Here is an 18,301-nt window from a genome sequence, read left to right as displayed (position 1 = left end):
AATATAAAAAAGACAATGCCGATAAACCCGATACCTCCGGATGGAGGCCTGTTATATAAAGAAACAGATATGACTCAGTTGTTCCCTGAGCCTTTCAATGCATTAACAGCCTTATTGTTTTTAGCCATAGCCATTTTCTGGACCATCAAGCTGAAAGGTAACTTCAAAGAATATCCTTTTTTAACCTACTGCCTGGTTTTATTATATATCGGTGCCATTGGGGGAACGGTTTACCATTCTTTCAGACAATGGCCGGTATTTATTATGATGGACTGGCTTCCGATTATGCTATTATGCCTGTCTGCCGGGTTTTATTTTGTAGCGCAAAGCACCAGATGGTACTATGCTGCTGTAATGGTTCTGGGATATGTCGCTCTGATGTTTGCTTTAAGAAACTGGATTCTGATCGATAATCCTTCCCTTTTTATCAACGTCAATTATGCTATCATGGCCTCATTTGTAGTTTTCTCGGTACTCAGGTATTTGATGTATACCCAATGGAAAGCTGGCAAATGGGTAGGCTTTGCAGTGCTGTCGTTTGTTTTTGCACTGACTTTCCGTATCGCTGATAAATGGGAATGGTTCAGCTTCGGAACCCACTTTTTGTGGCATACTTTCGGGGCGGTGGCGACGTTTTGTATGTTTAATTATATTTATCTTACCCGCGATATCATCAGGAAGGTGTAAGTTTTTAGATCTTTCATCAGATCAAGACTGGAATTCTTTTTTAATGTAAAGTTCATTGATCATTTCGTTGTATTGTAAGTAAGCCTAGTGCTTCGGCTTCGTTGCTCATGAAGCGGTGTGCTTATCTATGTGTTTCTAGGAATCAGCAAAGTTTATTCTACATTTTTGCGATCTTAAAAATCATCAGTTTCAAAAGTAAAAATCTCCGTCAAATATCATCAGTATATTATCTTTTTATTCACTAAATTCCTTAAAATTAGGGATTTCCTATCCTTATTTTTATTTGTAAGTTAGTGCCGCAAAAATAGTACGGGATAAATATACAGAACGATTCTGATGAAGAAGGATTCGTATTGTTTTATCGTTCACTGTTTTAAAAAAATTATACACCCAAAAACTAAATTTATTACAATGAAGAAGACACTGATTATTCTATCAATAGGCGCTTTGCTTGCTGCCTGTAACAAAAAGGCTGAAGAGAAAACAGAGGCAGCTAAGGATACTGTCACCATAGGAAATACTACAGCCGCAGAAAAATCTCCGAGAGAAACTACTCAGTTTGACATTAATGCTGTGCCGGTTTCCACCGCTGAGGTAGGAGATTTTCCCTTTTTCAGTTTTCCCCAAGGACTGGACTTTCAAAATAAACCAGTACAAAGAAGCTTTGACATGCTGTTTTTTCCACTTAACGGCGTAATGACAGCCATAGAAGGAAAAGTATGGAAAACATATGTAGTCAATGGGAAAGATAATACGGAAGAATGGTCATTGCCCTATTTTTTGAAAAGCTATGATGAGGCTATTACAAAAGTTGGCGGTGTAAAAATATTTGATGGTAAAGTTTCTCAGCAAGAGCTTGACAGAATAAAAGAAGAGGCCAAATACTTTGGCGAGGAAGGCTCCATAGATTATTGGAATGAACCCGTAAAAGTATATGTCATCAGAAGAGCAAATGGTGATGATATTTATATTCAGCTTTATGGAAATACTTCTACCGGAGCCATACAGATTTTACAGAAAAACCGGGTTGAGCAAGGCACAAGACCGTAGAATGAAGATGGTGAAAATATAAGGTAAATCCTTTAACAATAGAGACTTGAAACTTTTTTTGTTTTTAGTTTTTTTGTTGAGCAGTCTATTCTTTTTTGTTAGTTTTTTTTCTAAACCAATTCTTTATATTTTTAAAAAACTCTAGATGAATATTTTCTAACTTGTATATATGTTCATCTAATTCCTGTAATAGTTCAAACTGTTTTTCAATATACTCATTTATACTAATGACCTTGTTATCATAAAGTTTTTCATTTTCTAACTGAGCTTTTTTAATTTCTTTAAGCGTCATAAATGTATAGGGTGATTTTTGACTTTTTGTTATTTAATTTCAATATTTCTCTGAATAAATAAGTGCTAAACGTACGGTTCTTCGTAATCAAAAAATCTCAGCATTGCTGAGACTTTTAAAGACATTTTTAACAATCTAAAGATTATTTTGAATCTCCAGGTTTGTGTTTGTGAGGCTTTAGATCCGGATGTTTTGGTTTTGTTTCCGGTGTTACCCTTCTTCTTTTGTCTGGAGTTCCATCAGACTTGTCAGGTTTTGGGCCTGGCTTAATTGCTTTAATTATTTCCATTTTAATTTATTTAACATTCTAAATTTAAAGTAAGTTAAAGCTTTTACATTACGGAAAACCGTATTCTTTAAAACCTGATTCCTATTTCAATAGTAGAGTTTTAGAAATTGTTGTAATACACCAGATACTTAAGTTAGATAAGGAAATTTCAAATATGTTTTTGTGATAAAAAACCATTTTGATGAATCATGAGCGTTATATGGCTTTTAATTCTTACTTTTAAGTAATAATATCCTTAATAGATTTTTATAATGACATATTTTGTGATTATATGACAAGGGTCAATACAATTGCACGATTGAAAGTTATTTCTGCCGGTGAAGAAATTTATACGACAGGAAATAGTCCTGTAAAAGTAATTACAGAAGACTATGAAATGTATTTGGCTAAGAATAGTAAATCTAAGAATCCTGCTTGTGATATGATTAATGAGTTATTGGCAAATAGGTTTCTGAAGTTGTGGAATTTAATAACTCCTGAGATGGCAATTTTGGATTTTTCACAAGACTTATTACTTCCTGAATATTCAAAAAACTATCATAAACCTGTTTTTTATAGTAAGCCTTTATTTGGAAGCAAATGGGAAGAGAATGCTATCGATAGTAATAATTTTTTCAATTTAAAAAGTAAATATTCTCATAAGGACTTTAGTAATCCAATGGATATTTTTAAGATTGGGTTATTTGATATATGGGTAGAAAATGATGACAGAAAACCAACAAATCATAACCTTCTATTCATAGAAAATAATGAGAATCAATTTGATATTGTAGCAATTGACCATTCCTATATATTTAGTACAATGGAATATAAGAGTCTTTTAGCAGAGGATTTTTGCCCTATTGCAAACGAAAATATTTTGGTGACAGATTTGGCAAAGAGTTTGAAAAATATAAAATGTCAAAATAGAAAATGGGATGTAGAAGATAAAGATTATTTTTACCTTTGCATTTCCGAATGTGAAAAATATTTTGATAATATTATCCGTTGTATTCCTGAAGAGTGGAATTTCACCGAGGAAGATGCTAAATGTGTAAGAAATTTGCTTTTTAATCAGGAGAGGAATAAAAAAGTATTTAAAGATTATTTGGAAAAAATATAATAATGAAAACCTTTTATACCATTTTAAAATTATCACCAAATACGATGGCTGGAGATTCTCTTTCTATCGGACTTTTGGTATGCAGTGGAAATGAGTATTGGTTGAAGATTTCAGAAACAAAGAAAAACATTATTAAGAAGCTTATAGTTAACAAAACTAAATCTGTAGATTTTGTTTTAAGGCAGTTAGAAAATTATTTGAAGCAATTAAAAACAACTTCTGATCATGAACAATTATTTCCTTTGGAAAGATTTATTACAGCAGATTATATAGATTATCTAAAAGTTTATTCAAACGGTTTGCTTCAGTTCTCAAAAGCTTCAATATTAGATGACAACTTTAATTCCGAAAAGTTTATAAAGCTTTATTCCTTATTAATAGAAAAAGAACCGGAACTTAAACTAGCTTTAAAGGAAACAGACAAGCTAAATGATGCAAAATTAAATATAAATCGTTATTACGAAACTGATTTAGATATCAATCAAAAAGTTCAGTTAAATTTGATTCAAAGGGTTGAGAATAAAATACATACAGAGATTACATTGAATCATTCTAATCTGAAAAGTTTATACTTTAATATTAATGTGGATTGCATTGGCTTAAATGGTTCTTTTGTTGGAGCAAAAACTTTATTGCTAGAAAATACTGTGCAAACCTTGGAGAAGTATGTTTCTCATTATGTTACCTTGATCGCTTTTCTTAGTCAGCAATATAAAAAAGATCTTGATAAAAATAATTTCTTTCTTATTACTGATGAGCCAGAAAGAAAAACTCCTGAACACAAATTTTGGCAGGAAATGAGAAATGTTCCTTCCTTTGAAATGATTCCTTCAGATGAAGCTGAAAAAGTTGCTGAAGTCGTGGAAAAAACTGGAGCTACTAGATTTTTATAATTAATCAATTTTTTATAAAATATAAAAACTTAAGAGAGTTATATTCCTTAAGTTTTTTAGATAAAGATATTCATCAAAGTTTCAAAATAAGAGAAAATCCCGACTCTCGTCAGGATTTTCTCTTATTTTGATTTTTAAATTCTTTTTGTAGTCGGTTGATTTCACTTTCAATATTCTTTAATTCTTTTTCATTGAGTTTTGTAAATAAATGTAATAGATCAATTTCAAGAAAATTACAGAATGTAAGAAGGCTTTCAATGGTTGGGTTGGTTTCAGCTCTTTCAATTCTACCAACATGGTTACTTGAGATATTGAGTTCATTTCCAAGCTGAAACTGTGAAAGTCCCTTTTTAAGCCTATATAATTGAATAAGCTTTCCAATTTGAAATTTTAATTCTTCTATTTGCCATTTATACATTTAGTAAAGGTTGAGCTTTCTAAAATTTTTCATCAACACATATATGTGTTTTATTATTTTTTTTCCTACATTTATAAAAAAATACAAACATGAAAAAAAGCAAAACAAACTTCGATCCCCGGTTTCGGGCAGAAAAGAAGAACTCCGGTTTGCAGCTGATAGAAACTTTCTTTCAGTTCAATGAGCTGGATGTTTCCAAAGAAAGGCTCAGCAATATTATGAATTATGCGGTAAAGAGAAATAGCTGGATCCATGAAGATCCGGCGGTGATCTTCCAGTTTCATCAGTCGATGAGGTCATTGATCCAGGCAGGCTATCTCATGATGCTGAAGAACAGAAAATGGACGGTCGATACCCGGCCGGAAAAGATTTCCCCTTGGGTTCTTGGCCTGCTTTCGGAGAAAGAATACCGGAATCCTCTGTTGGTTTTCAAAAAAGCATTCAGTGCCTACACCCTCAAAGAATTTGATTATTTTATGTCCGGAATCGTCTATTTTTCACTGGGGGTCTATGAAAATCTGCCGGAAAGAAATATCGTGATGCCCTACATTCATACGGTGAAAATGCTGGATGCGGCACATCTTATTCTTCAGAGAAAAAGGGAAAAGAAGATAACTGAAACAAGTTTAGAATAAGAAGTTTGTTGGTAAATAAAAGGTTGGGAGCTGTTAATATGGTTGATTAATGTGGTGCTGGCCTATTGTTCTGACGCAAAGATTTCATTTTTGAAACTGTTGATTGTAAGAGAGCAAAGGAAAGAATCAACAGAGTTGATTTGCTGAAGCGTATGGATAAGCATGCCGCTTAATAAGCGACAAAGTCGCATCGCTTTGCCCACTAGAATAAAACGGAATTAGTAATGAACTTTGCGTTCATCTTTCTACTCAAGAATAATTTAAATACGAACTGGTGACGTGTTTTTTTAAATGCAAAGGTTTTGTTTTTGAAACTGTTAATTGTAAGAGTGCAAAGGAAAGAATCAACGAAGTTGATTCGCTGAAGCATATGGATAAGCATGCCGCTTCATCAGCGACAAAGTCGCATCGCTTTGCCCACTTAAAATAAAACAGAATTATTAATGAACTTTGCGTTCATCTTTTTTCAAAAAATAACTTCAAATATTGTGTTCTGCTGTGCAAAGCCCAACTTTAAGTTTGTTCCAAAGTCAGGAGACATCGGAGAGCAGAGAAAAGAAAATGATTGATACCAATTAAAAATAAAAAATGCCCCTTTTTCAGGGGCATTATATTATTGAGCTTTTACCTGCTCCAACTTGATGAATATTTTAGTAAGGTTGGGCTGGGCATTGCCTGAAGTAGGAGCACCTGCCATGATGGTTGCGGTATAAGCAGTTTTTGAAGAAGAATTACTGTCTATCCAGGTATATCTTCTATGCTCAGGTCCGCCGCTGGAACCATCTATAATTCCTATGTTCCCCCAGTACGCACTTCCCATTGCTCCTGTACCCTGAGGAAACCAGGTAGCTGTTGCATCTCCCATACCGCCCCATACTCCTGAAGTAATATTGTTGGTAGTTTGAGCTGCTCCAATATAACCGCCATATTCGGTATTGTAATTCCAGTACAGGTTTACGGTAGCACCTGTATTGTTAAACAACTGTACATTAGGATTGGCAAGGGTTGTCCCACTTGTGGTATCAAATATTACTCTGATCGAATATTTGCCATCCGGGGTAGCAAGAGGGAAGGTGTACGCTTGTTTCCCATTGGGATCGGTGGTCAGGGTGGGATATCCCATCACAGCTACAGAGGCAATGTCTGCGCGGCTGCTATTTCCTACTGTTGCGGTACAGTTTTGTGCTGCTGTTAGGAAAGAAACCGTACTGCTGGTCATTGGGATAGTCATGTCATTAGCAGTGGTGGGAGTTCCGCTTACTGAGAATACCAGTTCTCCATCACCAAACTCTAAAGTTCCGGGTCTTAGCTGGAAAGTCAATCCGTTGATGGTAAAAGGAGTTCCTGAATTATATGCCCCGCCGTTTCCTCCATTATAGGTAACTCTCAGGTTTCCGGTGTAAGGAGTACCGGGAGTATAAGTAGAAGGACTTAAGTAAGCTGTAGTACATTGTAAAGCAGAAATTGCCGGAGCTATGGCATTGGTTGCCTGTGTCAGTCTTTGCCATACTGTACCGTCAAAATAATAATAGCCCATAGCAGTAACATTGACACGTTGCCCTGTGGCATCTCCGCCGGTGACGTCTGTAATATAAATTAATGCGCCGGTCTGATTGATGCCATACGTAGCGGTATTGGCTGTAAGCTCAGCTCTGGTGAGCCTTGGGGCCTGTAATCCGAATGTTTGTGTGTTATTCGTAATCAGCCCTGAAGCATCCCTTGTGGCAGATACATCCAATGTTGTTTTAGGTGAGGCTGTGTTGATCCCTACTTGGGCAAAGGAAGCTCCTGAAATAAGAATAGTAGTGAGGAGTGTAAATTTTGTTTTCATATGAGGGTGTTATTTTGTGTGTACCAAATATAATTCTTTTTTTTGTGAAAAATGAAAAAAAAACCTTTGTGATTGATAAAAATTAACTAATTGGTAATATTAAGTTTCATTATGATATGTTTTTAAGATAAAAATTTCATTTTTTTTACCGTTTAATTTTTGTTGTGTTACGTGCAATAAAAGGCAAAAAGCTTTTTAAGCACTTTAGTTATGTAAGCTATTTACTTTGAAAATAAGAAGTGCCCAAAGTATTGTAGAGGATCGAAAATTTTCATCTTTGAACTTCAAATTTTTCTGCCTTTGTGATTAATTTTAAAAACTTTTCTGTAAAATTCACAGCCTGATTCTTTTAATGTTGAAAGAAAGATGATTTACTTATATTTGCCTGCAAAGCAAATTCAAATGTTCAAAAAAGTAAGCACTGTATTTATTCTTGGCTTTTATACGGTATTTTGTTCGGCCCAGCAGGTCCGGCCATCAAAATCATCTGAAATTTACCGCGAAATCAAAACCCTTAAAAACCTGCCTAAAGTTTTATATCTTGCGGCGCATCCCGATGATGAAAATACAGGATTGCTTTCCTGGTTAATCAACAGTCAAAATGTAGAAACGGGGTATTTATCTTTAACCAGAGGTGATGGCGGTCAGAATTTATTAGGTACGGAGCAGGGGGCTGCATTGGGATTGATCAGAACACATGAGCTTTTGGAAGCAAGAAAGTTAGATGGTGCCCAACAATTTTTTACCCGCGCTATTGATTTCGGATTTTCTAAAAATACGACCGATACTTTTAAGCAATGGGATGCAGACAGCATTACAGCGGATGTGGTTTGGGTAATCCGCCAATTCCGGCCTGATGTTATCATTTGCCGTTTTCCTCCCACTGCAGCAGCTGGCCACGGACAGCATGCGGCTTCGGCGGTAGTTGCGGAAAAAGCTTTTAAGCTGGCAGGAGATAAAAATGCTTTCCCGGATCAGCTGAAATATGTGAATACATGGCAGCCAAAACGTGTATTGTGGAATACTTTCCGGTTTGGTGGAGTTAATACTACAGCGGAAAATCAACTGAAAGTTACCGTTGGGCAATATGATGCGCAACTGGGAATGGGCTATGGGGAGCTGGCAGGATTAAGCCGAAGTTTACATAAAAGTCAGGGTGCGGGAACACAGTCTGTAGCCGGCATCAGAACAGAATATTTTGCCCATGTTGCCGGTGAGCCTGCAAAAGCAACTCTTTTTGACGGAGTTACTAAAACATGGACTTCACAGGGAAATGCTGATATTGACCAGTCATTAGATCAGATTATTTCCGCTTTCAATTTCAATAACCCCGATCAGAGCCTGCCTGCTTTGCTTGCATTAAGAAAAAAGGTCATGGCGCTGCGGGATTCGGACCAGAAAAAGGATAAAATTAAATCTCTTGACAACATTATTTTAAGCTGCGCCGGGTTTATGGGAGAGGTGGTTACCAATCAGGCTGAAGCAGTTGCCGGAGATCATTATAATTTCAGGTTAAATCTGATTTCAAGAACTGTAAATCCTGTCGTTTTAGAGAATGTTAAATGGTTAAGTCAATCAGAAAGTTTCAACAGGGAACTGTCAAAAGATTCTTTAATTACCATTCAGCATGATATTCAGATTCCTGCAGATGCAGCACTTACAGAACCTTACTGGCTGGCAAAACCACCCGTGAACGCAGCAACTTTCGCTGTTCCGGATGAAACTTTAGTTGGTCTGCCTGAAGCAGAATCACCATTGAATGTTTTGGTCGGTTTAAAAATCGGCCCGGAAAAGTTTCAGGTTAAACTTCCTTTATCTTTCAAGAAATTAGATCCTGTGCGTGGTGATGTGGTTGAAGCCTTGCGTATTGTTCCTGCTGTGGAACTGAAATTTACACAGCCGCTTTATCTGGTCAAAGAAAATGAAGACCTGCAGGTAAGTTTAAATTTTAAGGTTAATTCTAACAAACCGTTCAATAAAGGTATTCTAAACCTGATGTACAACGGAGAACGATTAGGAAGCGCTGAGGTAAGAGCTGTAAAAGAGAAAGATTTTACTTTCGATTACGTTATTCCAAAAGCTAAGCTTGTCTCCATAAATTCAAACCGTTTGCAGCTGGACGCTGATTATGTTGCAGATGGGGCTACCTATAATAAAAAACAAATATTAATTCAGTATCCGCATTTGCCTTCCCTGCAATATTTTGCGCCTGCCGCTGTGACAGTGATGAAAGGCGATATTCAGGCTAAAGTTAAAAAAGTAGGTTATATACAAGGTGCGGGTGATTTTATTCCCGAATTTCTGCGCATTGCAGGTGTTCAGGTAGATATCCTGAAAGACGGAGATTTTTATGGAAACTTAGATGAATCCGGCGGAAACGGCAGTCAAAACAAGCTGTTGCAATATGATGCCATCGTGCTTGGTGTCCGTGCCAACAACACGGAGAAAAAACTGGGACGCTGGATGCCTTTTTTATGGTCTTATGCAAAAGCAGGCGGTAATCTGGTGATGCAGTATAACACCAACCAGGATACCACCGTTGATGAATTGGGAATGTACAATTTCAGTATTGCCAATAAACGGGTTACGGAAGAAAATGCTGCGGTAAAGTTTTTAAATCCCAATCATAAATTACTGAACTTTCCGAATAAAATCACTGCTGACGACTTTAAGGGCTGGGTACAGGAGCGCGGTGCCTATTTTCCTGCTCAATGGGATGCAGCGTATGAACCGCTTTTTGAAATGCACGATACAGATGAAGAGCCTCTTCAGGGTTCAACTTTATACGCGAAATACGGTAAAGGTAATTTTATTTATACGCCACTGGCATTTTTCAGACAGCTGCCTGCAGGAAATGCCGGAGCAGCACGTTTATTTTTAAACTTTTTATCTGCACAGAAAAACTAATGAACAAAAAACTTAAAAATTGGAATACCTGGTATCTGTTATTAACAGCTGCATTAATCTTGCAGATTGCATTTTATTATTGGTTTACTAAATTCTGGGCATGAGTACTATAGATTGGACCGTTCTCGTTATTACACTTGTTGCAGTGGTAGTTTACGGCGTATTCATCGGCCGTGGCCAGAAAAGCAACGAATCCTACCTGAAAGCAGATAACAAAATGCCCTGGTATATTGTGCTTATCGGTATTATGGCTACCCAGGCGAGTGCCATTACATTTCTCTCAGCTCCGGGCCAGGCGTATACAGATGGTATGCGCTTTGTGCAGTATTATTTTGGACTGCCTCTGGCAATGATTGTGATCTGTATCACTTTCATCCCGATATTTCAGCGCTTAAATGTTTATACTGCCTACGAATATTTAGAAAATCGTTTTGATAAAAAAACAAGGGTACTCACTTCACTGCTTTTTCTTTTTTCCAGAGGCTTGTCAACGGGGATCAGCATTTATGCTCCGAGTATCATCTTGTCAAGTGTTTTAAACTGGAATATTTATTTGACTAATGTTTTAACAGGTGGTATTCTGTTGATTTATACCTATGTTGGCGGGGCAAAAGCTATTGCTCATACCCAGAAATTACAGTTTCTTATTATTCTGGGGACCATGGCTTTTGCAGGGTATCTCCTTATTCAGAATATGCCGGATGGAATTGGTTTTAATGATGCGCTGTATCTGGCGGGGAAATCCGGAAAACTCAATGTTATCACCACAGAATTCGACTGGAAAGATAAATACAATATCTGGAGTGGCTTGATTGGCGGTTTTTTTCTGGCGCTTTCTTACTTTGGTACGGACCAGAGCCAGGTCGGTAGATATATCACTGCGAAAGATAATACCAATGCAAAAATGGGTTTGCTGTTGAACGGACTGGTTAAAATTCCGATGCAGTTTGCTATTCTCCTGATTGGTGCTTTGCTTTTCGCATTCTTTTCTCTGAAACCGGCTCCGATTTATTTTAACGAACGTTCTTATCAGTATTTAAAGGAAAAACAGCCTGAGCAGGCGGCAGTTTTTGAAAAAGAGCATCAGGATTTACAACTAAAATTTAATGCAGAATCGAAAGAAATTTTAAAGCTGAAAGAACAAAATTCTCCTCAGCTTACCAAAACAATTCAGGATTTTAAAGATACGCAATCGCAAGTAAAAGCACTGCACGGAAGGGTAGAGGAAGCGATTAATAATTCAAATTATAATGCAGAGAAAACGGACACGAATTATATTTTCCTGTATTTCGTAAAAAATACCTTGCCTGCAGGAATGATCGGGCTGCTGTTTGCCGTCATTTTTCTCGCCAGCTGGGGCTCCATTTCGGCAGCACTGAATTCCCTTGCCGCCTGCTCATTAAAAGATGTTCATTTACTATACAGCAAAGAAATTCCTGATGATAAAACCGAATTGAAGTACAGCCGCCTGCATACTTTAGCCTGGGGTATTTTTTCAATCGGTGTAGCTATGTTTGCTACGCAAATGGGTTCACTTATTGAGGCGGTTAATGTATTAGGCTCTCTTTTCTACGGACCGATATTGGGGATTTTCCTTGTTGCATTTTACTATAAAAAGATCAACGGTCCGAATGTATTTATTGCTGCCATTGTATCGGAAATTACGGTTATTGCCGTGTATCAGTTCGATGTCGTTTCTTTCCTCTGGCTTAATGTAATCGGGGCAGCAGCAGTCATTATATTTTCTGCAATCGGTTTGCTGTTTTATAAGCAGAAAACAGTAAATTCGTAAACGAACAATATTAAAAACAAACAAATAAAAATATTATGAAAACGATTCTTAAATCTGCAACTGTACTTGTTGCTACGATGACGATCTCAATGAATGCCTTTGCACAGGAGGCTAAAAAACCTGCCAGCCCTCCCGCTACGGCTACGGGAAAAATTAAAGATGCCAACATTACCATAAACTATAGCAGCCCTTCTGTGAAAGGACGTACAATCTGGGGCGGTCTGGAAGCTTATGATAAAGTTTGGCGAGCGGGAGCGAATGAAGCAACGACCTTCGAAACGGATAAAGATATTACCGTTCAGGGTAAAAAACTGCCTGCAGGAAAATACAGCTTTTTCTTAATCCCTAAACAAAGCGGAACCTGGACAGCCATTTTTAACAAAGAACCAAAACAATGGGGAGCTTATAAATATGAACAGGCTAAAGATGCTTTACGTGTTGATGTAAAAACAAAGGCTTTGCCAGCAACACAGGAAACTTTAGTTTATAAAATAAACAGTAATGGATTTACAATGGATTGGGACAAAATCTCAGTTCCTGTAGAGATAAAATAATTTGAATTACAAATTAAAATCCCGGTTTATCCGGGATTTTTTGTTTACAATTTTGATATTGTATAAGGCTGCTGTTGCAGTTCTAATCATTTCCTGTTTAAATTTTAAAATGTAGAACAGTCTCAATTACATTATAATACAGCCTCTGACCATTCCTCAGCTATCTTTTCAACATAATCTACAAAATTGTCAACATCTTGTATTGTGTAAAAAGTGTATTCAGGCTGATCTTCAAGGGGATCAACATTCTCAAACCAATGATCATGTGCAAATAAAAGTACCTTCCCTGAATTCTTTTCATACATTGTCATATTGCCATTAGCTTCCAGGGCAAAGCAAATGAAGTCATTATATTGTACCGGTTGTTTGTGTTCTTCTTCACAAAGATTTTCATAATATTCTTCCCATTCGCCGATTCCCGTTATGCAGGCAGATTTTAAGAATAAGTAGTCCTGATTATTAGTCAGGGCCGGTTCGGGCTGATGATAAGATTCTGAAATCCCGCCAATCTCTTTAAGTAATAATTCATGTTCTTTTGCTAACACAATATTATCCGTATCTTCTAACTCAATTTTGGTTAACCATCCACAGCTTTTATTGTACTTATTGGTCCATGAGAACAATCGGTAGGGATTATTATTTACACTAAATTCCAGCTTTCTGGCCTTTTGAATAAGTTGAGATAATTTAGGGAATGTTGATGTAAAATTTTCGGAAAGATTCAGAACTGATTCTGTATCATACAATGTAACAAGATCATTTGGCCTGATAAACCAATTGATGTCTTTTTTAAATGTTTCAAAGTCTAAATTCATTTGATTTTGATTGAATAAACAATAAATATAGGGAAGAAAATAATAATTGAGTTACCTACATCGAAATTAAAATATATCAAATGGAAATGAAACGGTCAAAAGTAGATTTTACAGAAAGCTGTGCTTACGCTTCAAAGGGGATTCTGGAATTTGGTAATCATTTGTAAATCATTAAGATGTGGTACTTTGAAATATAAACCAGTACATTCAGGTTTATTGAAATATTAACCCGTTATTTTCAGAGATTGAATGAGTCCGTCAGACAATTGAAAATGATATTTCAAAACAATTGGGCTGCCCGGAAATGTTCCCGAAACTTCCGCCGATAAGATGCTTTCACTTTCGTTATAATCTAGTGATTTCATACTGGCTTTGTATTCTTTGTTCGCTTTGTCAATCCAGCTTTCAATTTCTGCTTTTCCGTTGTAGGTTTTGCCTTCATCAAATACCTCCGCATTTTCAGCAAAACAATTTGCGTAGGCTGCACTGTTAAATTCGTTTTGGGTTTTCACCAATTCTGAAATAATGTTTGGTAAATTCATTGTATAGTATTTTAAGATGATTAAATGGTTGGCACTGTACCGCCATCGATTATAAATTCAGTTCCGGTTAAATAACTGGCTCTTGGTGAAACAAGAAAACCAACTAATTCAGCTACTTCTTTCGGTTCGGCAGGTCTTCCGAAAGGTATTCCGCCCAATGCATCCATAACGCTGTTTTGCGCTTCTTCTATTGTACTGTTTGCGTTTCTCGCAATTTCACCCAGCCAGGCTTCCGAAGCTGTTGTATTGATCCATCCTGGTGAAACAGCCAATACCCGGACACCTTTTGGGGTAACTTCGTTCGATAAACTTTTACTATAGTTTCTCAGTCCTGCTTTTGAAGCTGCATAAGGTAAGGTTGAATCATAAAGGGGTAATTTACCCTGGATGGAAGCGATGTGAATAATTACACCATTTTTTCGCTCTATCATTTGTGGTAAAAAACCTCTGTCCAGCCGAACCGGAGCAAGCAAATTAGCTTGTAAGGTTGATTCCCAATCTTCATCGGTTAATGCTGCAAATCCACCAGCGGGTGTTGATGAAGAACCCAGGTTGTTCACAAGAATGTCCAGTCTCCCATAAGCCGACAGCACTTCGCTGATGACTTTTTGTGTTCCTTCTGCTTTACTCAAATCGGCAGGAACGAAATGCAGGTTGCTGTTTTCTTTTTCAGGCGCGTTTCTCGCAGTTATTATAACCGCTGCACCAGCTTGCAGCAGTCTTTCTGCTATTGCTTTGCCGGTTCCTTTTGTTCCGCCTGTTACTAAGGCAATTTTACCTTGAAGTTCGTTGTTGTAATTAAATAGATTTTCCATTGTTAAATTCTTTGCTACAAATTTCCGAAGTATCACTTTTTCAGGCAATAACGGAAAACCGAATTGCATAGGGATAATTTTTTCCCCTATTGTGCAATTTGGCACATTGGATTAAATTTGTGTATGCATGAAAGAAAAATACCCTTGAATTTAAACTGCGGTCTTGACCTTATCGGTGAAGTCCTTTACGGTAAATGGAAAATCCGTCTGCTGTGGTTTATCAATGAAGGTCATCTGCGCCCAAGTGAATTGCAGCGTAAAATTCCGGATGCTTCGAGACGCGTTTTAAATATCCAGTTAAAAGAACTTGAAGAGCACGAACTTGTTACAAAGAAAATTTATGCCCAGGTTCCGCCAAAAGTTGAATATTCCCTTACCGATTTTGGTAAGACTTTAATTCCTGTAATTTCTGCATTAGGATATTGGGCTGATGAAAATGAAAACCGGCTGAGAACAGTAATTTTAAAAAGAATGGCGGGGAATGGCCAATAGTTCATCAGATCTAGAAATCAATTATCAAAACTTTTATACTTCAGCATAAAGTATTTTATTACCAAATAAATAAGGTGCTTTATGTCTCTGTAAATATTATGCAGATTTTAGTTGATCTATAAAATATGACGGTGTAAAACCTGTTTCTTTTTTAAAGGCGTTAACAAATACTCGTGGAGTTGAGTATCCGCACTCTTCAGAAAGATAAGCTATTTTGTATTCTCTGTAGACAGGATTTTCATAGAGTTTTCTGATGATATAATTGATACGGAGTTCATTAATATAGCTGGTGAAATTATGCTCTCTGTGTACTTTAATAATTTCTGAAAGATACTTAGTGTTGGTGTTCAGATTGTTAGCCATCCATGTGAGACTGAGGTCTTTCCTAAGGTATTTCTCTGAAGTTTCAAATTTTTCAAGTTTAAGGAGTAGGATCTTTATGGTTTCATCTGTTATATTGACAGATGATTTTGCATCTGTGTTTTCTGAGGTTTCCGGATCCTTAGTTTGAGTATCCTTCCGTTCATTGCTGATTTTTGCAATCAGTTCTTCATATTTTTTATGAATAATTTTATTATTTCTTTTCCAGAAAAACCATGTTATCAATAATAAAATTAATAAAAAACAGGCAATGCCTGTGAGTATTTTTTTTAAATTAGAACTATATTCTTTATCCTTTTTAGTTTCAGCATTTGTTATCAGTTTGTCAAATTGCTGGCTTACCTCTTTTTTAGAAGCCAGGTTGATGCTATCGTTTAATGCTGCATATAATTTTGCATATTTAGCCTGCTCTTTTGAGTTTCCCAAACCCTCATAGGCATCAGCAAGAACCGAATAAGCATAAGATTTGTAAGTGTAATTTTTCTTTGTTTTTTCCCTTTGCAAAACTTCATTTGAAAACTCAATAGATTTGTTGTAATCCCGCTTATAAAGATAAAAATCAGCAAGACCGCACAATATTGGTAAATCCAGTTCTTCAAAAATGTCCGGATTTGTAGTTTTATAATTATAAGCATCCATAAAATACGGTTCTGCCAGATCCAGTCGCTGTGGTTTTATAGTCAGATAATATTTTCCAATATTGAGTTTGCTAAGTGCAATGGACATCTGTACTTTTTTGGTCTCTTTGTTACTTATTTGCTCAAGTTCTTTCAATTCTTTTTTCTGATAATAGAATGCTGAATCAGTAGACTTACCATCGAAAAATATTGCAGTAGTATTATATACATATGAAACTTCCATATGTCCCTTATCTCCCTGCAGCTTTTTAGCATGTTTCAATGCGTCCAGCAGATTCTGACGTGCTTCTCTTTCTATACCTAATGCATTATTTGCTATTGATTTACTCATATAAAGTCTGTTAAGTTGCAGATGGTCATTCTCTAATCCCAATGCCTCTAATTCCCTGATGAGTTTAAGCATTCCTTTGTAATCGGAGCGGAAATTTAAATAGGAAAGGGTTTTCATTTTACCATCTATGACTCCATTTTTATAATTGATTTTCTGAGAAGCTTTAATTAATTCTTCTAATTTTTTGACATCCTGTTCATCGTCCGGATAAATCATTTCATTAGTCTTATATACGCTGTCAATTTGTTGTTTTGTATGAAAATTATTTTGAGAATATGCGCCTTGAAAAGGAAATAGAATGAGAATGAGGTAATAGAAGTTCTTCATGATTATAGTTTAAATTTTAAAAAATAACTGATTGAGCAAATTTAATTTAAATATAGTTTCGATTTAAACAAATACCTACCTCCACATTTTTATCTTCTAAAAAAACAGAGCGTTTTTTTAATTTGTTGATAATCAGTAATGCATATTTGTAAAATAGGTTGGGTTGCATATGAAACTTTCGGAATTGTTCCCTTGCTAAACTTGTGAAGATTTTGATGTAATCATAATATTGCATGAAATGATAACCGATTCTAAAAATAACATGATGATTAAAATCTTCTCCCTTACATTCACCAAAGTGAGAAGATTTCTTTTGTTCATTCTGTTAATTTGTAATCTTCAGATCATAAAAGCTGTCTCCCGATGCAATAAGGAAACCTCATCAGATAATCCAATACAGACAGATATAATATTTATAGTAGAGGGAACTAAGATTACAGGAATAGAAAACGTAAATATTTCTTATCCTGACAAAAAAAGGTCAGATTCAAAGCTTAGGAAAAAAGGAGCTATTGTTCAGGGTAAAAAAAAAAGGAGGAAGAAGTTCCATATTTCTGTAGCTCATAAGTATTCTGGAGCTCTGTTTCTTTTCCGTAAAGCCCCAACATCAGAAACATCTTTATTGATATCTTCAGACAGACAAAAACAGGTTATAAACCCTGATCAAAATAAAAAAGAACAGATAAAACCGGAAAATAGCTTTCATGTTCCAATATGTTTATCTGATATCTGCTTTAAAAATACTTATAAGAGCCATTGGTTCTCTACTTTTAATTTCTTCCGGAATTATCAACGCCCGCCACCAGATAATCATGTTATATTTCTGACATCCGTTTAAGACAATCTTTTCAAAGAAAAATTAAACGCGATTTATACCTATTCGACGGAAATATCCGGAGCGAATTGTTACTGTCATTTAATAATTCAAACAAAATACAATGAAAAAAGCATTACTGATAATAGCCATTTTAGTAGTTGGTACTGTAAAATCACAAGTGGCAATCGGAAAAGAAAATATAACCAATTCTTCCGTATCATTAGAGTTCTCATCTGCTGAAAACAGAGGGTTTATCCTTCCATATATTGATGACAAATCCGGATTAACCTTTGAAGGAACTGTTATTTACGATACTACAGATCATAAGGTCAAATATCTTAAAAATAATTCCCAATGGACCAACCTGAGTGAGGATGATGGAACAGCCGCAACAATTGGCCTTGCAGATTTAAGCATACAGGGAGTTGATAAACAAGAGAAAATAACAGCAAAGGCAGGTATAGGAATTCTTTCTCCAACACCAGGTATACTTGTACTGGAAGCATCAGATAAAGCTATGATTTTGCCTAAAGTGGCAAGTCCACACCTAAACATTATCAATCCCGCAGCAGGAATGATGGTTTATGATACTGCAAAACGACAGCTGGCAGTCTATAATGGTAAAGTATGGACTTTCTGGAAACCTTAAATAGGATTTTTAAATAATTCATTTTGATCAAAAAACTCATAATC

General features: G+C 36.0%; 19 protein-coding genes. 11 read left to right on the top strand and 8 right to left on the bottom strand.

Annotation, left to right across the window (positions count from 1 at the left end):
• The first annotated feature begins 15 nt into the window (after positions 1-15).
• Together AC5YGI_RS05695 and AC5YGI_RS05690 are read left to right on the top strand one after the other, a co-directional pair.
• Positions 16-687, top strand: a complete 672-nt coding sequence (locus tag AC5YGI_RS05695; protein ID WP_496167750.1) for a hypothetical protein — start codon at positions 16-18, stop codon at positions 685-687.
• A gap of 411 nt (positions 688-1,098) precedes the next feature.
• Positions 1,099-1,737 carry a hypothetical protein gene (locus AC5YGI_RS05690; protein WP_496167749.1) on the top strand — a complete coding sequence of 213 codons (639 nt, stop codon included), beginning with the start codon at positions 1,099-1,101 and terminating at the stop codon, positions 1,735-1,737.
• Positions 1,738-1,822: 85 nt separating this feature from the next.
• Here the strand turns inward: AC5YGI_RS05690 and AC5YGI_RS05685 are convergent, their stop codons facing one another.
• Complete coding sequence (locus AC5YGI_RS05685; RefSeq protein WP_496167748.1) at positions 1,823-2,029, bottom strand: hypothetical protein; 207 nt, start codon at positions 2,027-2,029, stop codon at positions 1,823-1,825.
• A gap of 142 nt (positions 2,030-2,171) precedes the next feature.
• The gene (locus AC5YGI_RS05680) at positions 2,172-2,318 is read right to left on the bottom strand and encodes a hypothetical protein (protein ID WP_496167747.1); all 147 of its coding nucleotides are present in this window, start codon (positions 2,316-2,318) and stop codon (positions 2,172-2,174) included.
• Between the two features lie 271 nt (positions 2,319-2,589).
• On the opposite strand from AC5YGI_RS05680, the gene AC5YGI_RS05675 reads away from it, so the two are divergent.
• A complete protein-coding gene (locus tag AC5YGI_RS05675) occupies positions 2,590-3,420 on the top strand; it encodes a HipA family kinase (protein WP_496167746.1) in 831 nt (276 codons plus the stop codon).
• A gap of 2 nt (positions 3,421-3,422) precedes the next feature.
• Entirely contained in the window at positions 3,423-4,313 is an 891-nt protein-coding gene (locus AC5YGI_RS05670) for a hypothetical protein (RefSeq protein WP_496167745.1), read from the top strand.
• Between the two features lie 109 nt (positions 4,314-4,422).
• On the opposite strand, the gene AC5YGI_RS05665 is transcribed toward AC5YGI_RS05670, so the two are convergent.
• Complete coding sequence (locus AC5YGI_RS05665; RefSeq protein WP_496167744.1) at positions 4,423-4,731, bottom strand: helix-turn-helix domain-containing protein; 309 nt, start codon at positions 4,729-4,731, stop codon at positions 4,423-4,425.
• An 89-nt stretch (positions 4,732-4,820) separates the two neighbouring features.
• Between AC5YGI_RS05665 and AC5YGI_RS05660 the strand changes: the two genes are divergently transcribed.
• On the top strand, positions 4,821-5,366 hold the full coding sequence (locus AC5YGI_RS05660) for a hypothetical protein (protein ID WP_496167743.1): 546 nt from the start codon (positions 4,821-4,823) through the stop codon (positions 5,364-5,366).
• A gap of 613 nt (positions 5,367-5,979) precedes the next feature.
• Here the strand turns inward: AC5YGI_RS05660 and AC5YGI_RS05655 are convergent.
• Positions 5,980-7,197, bottom strand: coding sequence for a phage tail-like protein (locus AC5YGI_RS05655; RefSeq protein ID WP_496167742.1), 1,218 nt, complete (start codon positions 7,195-7,197; stop codon positions 5,980-5,982).
• Positions 7,198-7,599: 402 nt separating this feature from the next.
• Here AC5YGI_RS05655 and AC5YGI_RS05650 point away from each other — a divergent pair, with 402 nt between their 5' ends.
• The 3 genes from AC5YGI_RS05650 (at position 7,600) to AC5YGI_RS05640 (ending at position 12,450) form a co-directional block, all read left to right on the top strand.
• Positions 7,600-10,104 (top strand): PIG-L family deacetylase, encoded by a 2,505-nt coding sequence (locus AC5YGI_RS05650; RefSeq protein ID WP_496167741.1) that lies wholly within the window; start codon positions 7,600-7,602, stop codon positions 10,102-10,104.
• Between the two features lie 100 nt (positions 10,105-10,204).
• The gene (locus tag AC5YGI_RS05645) at positions 10,205-11,896 is read left to right on the top strand and encodes a sodium:solute symporter family protein (RefSeq protein ID WP_446105371.1); all 1,692 of its coding nucleotides are present in this window, start codon (positions 10,205-10,207) and stop codon (positions 11,894-11,896) included.
• Positions 11,897-11,931: 35 nt separating this feature from the next.
• Positions 11,932-12,450: a DUF2911 domain-containing protein gene (locus tag AC5YGI_RS05640; protein WP_110010501.1), complete on the top strand. Its 519-nt coding sequence runs from the start codon at positions 11,932-11,934 to the stop codon at positions 12,448-12,450.
• 131 nt (positions 12,451-12,581) lie between these two features.
• On the opposite strand, the gene AC5YGI_RS05635 is transcribed toward AC5YGI_RS05640, so the two are convergent.
• From AC5YGI_RS05635 to AC5YGI_RS05625, 3 genes are all read right to left on the bottom strand, one after another.
• Complete coding sequence (locus tag AC5YGI_RS05635; RefSeq protein ID WP_496167740.1) at positions 12,582-13,265, bottom strand: hypothetical protein; 684 nt, start codon at positions 13,263-13,265, stop codon at positions 12,582-12,584.
• Positions 13,266-13,489: 224 nt separating this feature from the next.
• Complete coding sequence (locus tag AC5YGI_RS05630) at positions 13,490-13,807, bottom strand: nuclear transport factor 2 family protein (protein ID WP_330747039.1); 318 nt, start codon at positions 13,805-13,807, stop codon at positions 13,490-13,492.
• A gap of 20 nt (positions 13,808-13,827) precedes the next feature.
• The gene (locus AC5YGI_RS05625; protein WP_496167739.1) at positions 13,828-14,658 is read right to left on the bottom strand and encodes an SDR family oxidoreductase; all 831 of its coding nucleotides are present in this window, start codon (positions 14,656-14,658) and stop codon (positions 13,828-13,830) included.
• Positions 14,659-14,745: 87 nt separating this feature from the next.
• Here AC5YGI_RS05625 and AC5YGI_RS05620 point away from each other — a divergent pair, with 87 nt between their 5' ends.
• The gene (locus tag AC5YGI_RS05620) at positions 14,746-15,114 is read left to right on the top strand and encodes a winged helix-turn-helix transcriptional regulator (RefSeq protein ID WP_137904643.1); all 369 of its coding nucleotides are present in this window, start codon (positions 14,746-14,748) and stop codon (positions 15,112-15,114) included.
• A 96-nt stretch (positions 15,115-15,210) separates the two neighbouring features.
• On the opposite strand, the gene AC5YGI_RS05615 is transcribed toward AC5YGI_RS05620, so the two are convergent.
• Positions 15,211-16,791, bottom strand: coding sequence for a helix-turn-helix domain-containing protein (locus AC5YGI_RS05615; RefSeq protein WP_496167738.1), 1,581 nt, complete (start codon positions 16,789-16,791; stop codon positions 15,211-15,213).
• Between the two features lie 238 nt (positions 16,792-17,029).
• Between AC5YGI_RS05615 and AC5YGI_RS05610 the strand changes: the two genes are divergently transcribed.
• Together AC5YGI_RS05610 and AC5YGI_RS05605 are read left to right on the top strand one after the other, a co-directional pair.
• The gene (locus tag AC5YGI_RS05610) at positions 17,030-17,629 is read left to right on the top strand and encodes a hypothetical protein (protein ID WP_330747036.1); all 600 of its coding nucleotides are present in this window, start codon (positions 17,030-17,032) and stop codon (positions 17,627-17,629) included.
• A 100-nt stretch (positions 17,630-17,729) separates the two neighbouring features.
• Complete coding sequence (locus AC5YGI_RS05605) at positions 17,730-18,257, top strand: phage tail-like protein (RefSeq protein ID WP_330747035.1); 528 nt, start codon at positions 17,730-17,732, stop codon at positions 18,255-18,257.
• Positions 18,258-18,301 lie beyond the last annotated feature (44 nt).

Source organism: Chryseobacterium sp. CS3K3.1, assembly GCF_059515165.1.
Note: the sequence above shows the minus strand (reverse complement) of the source record. Positions and strands in the feature narration are given on the sequence as shown.

What these genes read in the sequence shown, in the direction of transcription:
- AC5YGI_RS05695 (WP_496167750.1), top strand. Translation starts at nt 16, where the DNA reads ATGCCGATAAACCCGATACCTCCGGATGGAGGCCTGTTATATAAAGAA.
- AC5YGI_RS05690 (WP_496167749.1), top strand. Translation starts at nt 1,099, where the DNA reads ATGAAGAAGACACTGATTATTCTATCAATAGGCGCTTTGCTTGCTGCC.
- AC5YGI_RS05685 (WP_496167748.1), bottom strand. Translation starts at nt 2,029, where the DNA reads ATGACGCTTAAAGAAATTAAAAAAGCTCAGTTAGAAAATGAAAAACTT.
- AC5YGI_RS05680 (WP_496167747.1), bottom strand. Translation starts at nt 2,318, where the DNA reads ATGGAAATAATTAAAGCAATTAAGCCAGGCCCAAAACCTGACAAGTCT.
- AC5YGI_RS05675 (WP_496167746.1), top strand. Translation starts at nt 2,590, where the DNA reads ATGACAAGGGTCAATACAATTGCACGATTGAAAGTTATTTCTGCCGGT.
- AC5YGI_RS05670 (WP_496167745.1), top strand. Translation starts at nt 3,423, where the DNA reads ATGAAAACCTTTTATACCATTTTAAAATTATCACCAAATACGATGGCT.
- AC5YGI_RS05665 (WP_496167744.1), bottom strand. Translation starts at nt 4,731, where the DNA reads ATGTATAAATGGCAAATAGAAGAATTAAAATTTCAAATTGGAAAGCTT.
- AC5YGI_RS05660 (WP_496167743.1), top strand. Translation starts at nt 4,821, where the DNA reads ATGAAAAAAAGCAAAACAAACTTCGATCCCCGGTTTCGGGCAGAAAAG.
- AC5YGI_RS05655 (WP_496167742.1), bottom strand. Translation starts at nt 7,197, where the DNA reads ATGAAAACAAAATTTACACTCCTCACTACTATTCTTATTTCAGGAGCT.
- AC5YGI_RS05650 (WP_496167741.1), top strand. Translation starts at nt 7,600, where the DNA reads ATGTTCAAAAAAGTAAGCACTGTATTTATTCTTGGCTTTTATACGGTA.
- AC5YGI_RS05645 (WP_446105371.1), top strand. Translation starts at nt 10,205, where the DNA reads ATGAGTACTATAGATTGGACCGTTCTCGTTATTACACTTGTTGCAGTG.
- AC5YGI_RS05640 (WP_110010501.1), top strand. Translation starts at nt 11,932, where the DNA reads ATGAAAACGATTCTTAAATCTGCAACTGTACTTGTTGCTACGATGACG.
- AC5YGI_RS05635 (WP_496167740.1), bottom strand. Translation starts at nt 13,265, where the DNA reads ATGAATTTAGACTTTGAAACATTTAAAAAAGACATCAATTGGTTTATC.
- AC5YGI_RS05630 (WP_330747039.1), bottom strand. Translation starts at nt 13,807, where the DNA reads ATGAATTTACCAAACATTATTTCAGAATTGGTGAAAACCCAAAACGAA.
- AC5YGI_RS05620 (WP_137904643.1), top strand. Translation starts at nt 14,746, where the DNA reads ATGCATGAAAGAAAAATACCCTTGAATTTAAACTGCGGTCTTGACCTT.
- AC5YGI_RS05615 (WP_496167738.1), bottom strand. Translation starts at nt 16,791, where the DNA reads ATGAAGAACTTCTATTACCTCATTCTCATTCTATTTCCTTTTCAAGGC.
- AC5YGI_RS05610 (WP_330747036.1), top strand. Translation starts at nt 17,030, where the DNA reads ATGATAACCGATTCTAAAAATAACATGATGATTAAAATCTTCTCCCTT.
- AC5YGI_RS05605 (WP_330747035.1), top strand. Translation starts at nt 17,730, where the DNA reads ATGAAAAAAGCATTACTGATAATAGCCATTTTAGTAGTTGGTACTGTA.